The sequence below is a fragment of the Mycolicibacterium septicum DSM 44393 genome, from assembly GCF_000455325.1.
Taxonomy (GTDB): Bacteria; Actinomycetota; Actinomycetes; order Mycobacteriales; family Mycobacteriaceae; genus Mycobacterium; species Mycobacterium septicum.
Window position 1 is genome coordinate 293,042 of sequence record NZ_HG322952.1, and the last position, 2,210, is coordinate 295,251.

Genomic DNA, 2,210 nt, shown 5'->3' on the forward strand with positions numbered 1-2,210 from the left:
CCGCGTCCGCCACCTTCATAAAGTGCACACTCGCCACAGCGTTCACACCAGATCCTCGAAGCTGTCCTCGCCGGGACGCCAGACCATCCAGGCCTCGTCGTCGAACCCGGTGAGCATCGCGATCTCGACGAAGACCTCGTCCAACGCCGGATGGATCACGAGTGTGCCCGTGTCGAGTTCGATGCGAAGTCCGATACCGGTCCGCTCAGCGGTCGAGGCCACGGTGCCAGGAGTCAACTTGCGCAGGCTGTCCGCGTAGCCGAGGTCGGTTTCCCGCCATACGCGACCGGCACTTTCGACCACCGGCCAGACGTAGCAGGCGAGAACGGCAGGTTCTCCCCCACCGGCCGCCCCGTCGAACTTCAGGTGTACGTAGTCGTTGAGGACGATCTCGACCGAATACAGTCGCGCTCCGACGAGCCGGGAAAGCAGTTCGTTCGGGATATACATCGGCCCTCACTGGCGGTGTGGTGGAAGGATCTGCCTGCAGTGTCGCTGACTCCGGGGAGGAACGATGGTCAACCGCTGGTCTGGAGTGACAATCGATTGCGCCGATCCCGTTCGGATGTCGGCTTTCTGGGCCGCGCTGCTCGGCATTCCGGCGTCGAGCGAGCATGGGGACAATCCGAACTGGGCGACGGTGGGCTCGCGGGCGGGACCGTTTCCCCGGCTCACCTTCCAGCGCGTACCCGAACCGAAGGCCACAAAGGTCCGCATCCATCTGGACGTGCAGGTAGACGACATCGCCGTAGGCCGCGAGCACGTCGAGACCCTCGGCGGACGGTGGGCGGGCATCCGCAACGATTACGACGAGGGCGTGGTCCTCGTCATGCTCGATCCCGAGGAACACGAATTCTGCTTGGTCCAGTACTTCGAAAGCCACGCAGCTACTTGCGGTTGACCCTGACCGCTTCTTGAATCAGCGCTTTGAACGCGTCCACATCCAGTTCGTCGTCTTCGCGCAGATCAATGGAACGCCCGACCGGAGCCTCGAGGCTCGCGTTGAACAAATGGTCCGGGTCTTTCACGGACGAGCCTTTGGCGAAATTCACCTTGACCTTGCCCTTGTACATCTCCAGCGTGCAGATCAGGCCGTCCAGCGAGAAGGCCGGCACGCCGTCAGGATTCGACGGCTTGCGCCACTTGATCTCCTCGACGACGTCAGGTTCGGCCTGTTTGATCAACGACCGGATCTCATCGACCCGATCGACGCGCCAATCCCCACTCACAGCCGTCAATGTACTCCGACCGATAGGTAGCGACTGCCCGACGAGCGTGGGTCCTCTGCACGAAAAAGGGGCCCGATGCGGGCATATCCCCCACGCTCGCGGGCTACCGTTTTGTGCCATGGCTGACGACAACGTGCGCGCTGCACTGGAAGCACATTGGGCGTCATCCGACATGAACGACTTCGACGCCGAACATCGCATCTACCGCACCGACGCGGTCCTCGAATATCCCCAATCAGGTGAGCGGATCCGCGGACGGGACAGCATTCAGGCTTCGCGCGAAGCCCAGCCGAATGCCAAACGCTTCACGGTCCGCCGCATCCTCGGTGGCGGCGATCTGTGGATCAGCGAACTCGTGCTGACCTACGACGGGCAACCGTCCTATGTCGTGAGCATCATGGAATTCGTGGACGGCGAAGTCGTCCACGAGACCCAATACTTCGGACATCCGTTCAGCCCCGGGCCATCCCGCGTTCAGTGGGTCGAACCGATGGAGTGACCGGGGCTCACACGTTGAAGCGGAACTCCACCACGTCGCCGTCGACCATCACGTAGTCCTTGCCTTCCATCCGGACCTTGCCCGCGGCCTTGGCAGCAGCCATCGAACCGGCCTCGACGAGATCGTCGAACGACACCACCTCGGCCTTGATGAAGCCCTTCTCGAAGTCGGTGTGGATCACGCCGGCCGCCTTGGGAGCGGTGTCGCCCTGGTGGATGGTCCAGGCGCGCGATTCCTTCGGCCCGGCCGTCAGGTAGGTCTGCAGCCGCAAGGTGTGGAAGCCGGCACGCGCCAGCGCGTCCAGGCCACGCTCGGTCTGCCCGATCGACTCCAGCAGCTCGTTGGCAGACTCGTCGTCGAGCTCGATCAACTCCGATTCGATCTTGGCGTCCAGGAACACCGCGTCGGCCGGGGCCACCAGGGCACGCAGCTCGGACTGCTTCGCCTCATCGGTGAGCACCGACTCGTCGGCGTTGAAGACG

At 63.3% G+C, this 2,210-nt stretch carries 5 protein-coding genes; 2 read left to right on the forward strand and 3 right to left on the reverse strand.

Features of this window, described 5'->3' with window-relative positions:
* Positions 1–42: 42 nt before the first annotated feature.
* Complete coding sequence (locus TX88_RS21315; protein ID WP_044519909.1) at positions 43–450, reverse strand: hypothetical protein; 408 nt, start codon at positions 448–450, stop codon at positions 43–45.
* 64 nt (positions 451–514) lie between these two features.
* Between TX88_RS21315 and TX88_RS21320 the strand changes: the two genes are divergently transcribed.
* On the forward strand, positions 515–901 hold the full coding sequence (locus tag TX88_RS21320; RefSeq protein ID WP_044519910.1) for a VOC family protein: 387 nt from the start codon (positions 515–517) through the stop codon (positions 899–901).
* On the opposite strand, the gene TX88_RS21325 is transcribed toward TX88_RS21320, so the two are convergent.
* Positions 888–1,229: a DUF1801 domain-containing protein gene (locus TX88_RS21325; protein WP_044519911.1), complete on the reverse strand. Its 342-nt coding sequence runs from the start codon at positions 1,227–1,229 to the stop codon at positions 888–890. The genes TX88_RS21320 and TX88_RS21325 overlap by 14 nt on opposite strands.
* A gap of 118 nt (positions 1,230–1,347) precedes the next feature.
* Between TX88_RS21325 and TX88_RS21330 the strand changes: the two genes are divergently transcribed.
* Positions 1,348–1,728 (forward strand): nuclear transport factor 2 family protein, encoded by a 381-nt coding sequence (locus TX88_RS21330; protein WP_044519912.1) that lies wholly within the window; start codon positions 1,348–1,350, stop codon positions 1,726–1,728.
* A gap of 7 nt (positions 1,729–1,735) precedes the next feature.
* On the opposite strand, the gene TX88_RS35250 is transcribed toward TX88_RS21330, so the two are convergent.
* Positions 1,736–2,210: DUF933 domain-containing protein (locus TX88_RS35250; RefSeq protein WP_044519913.1), on the reverse strand; the 475-nt coding region annotated here is incomplete at its 5' end.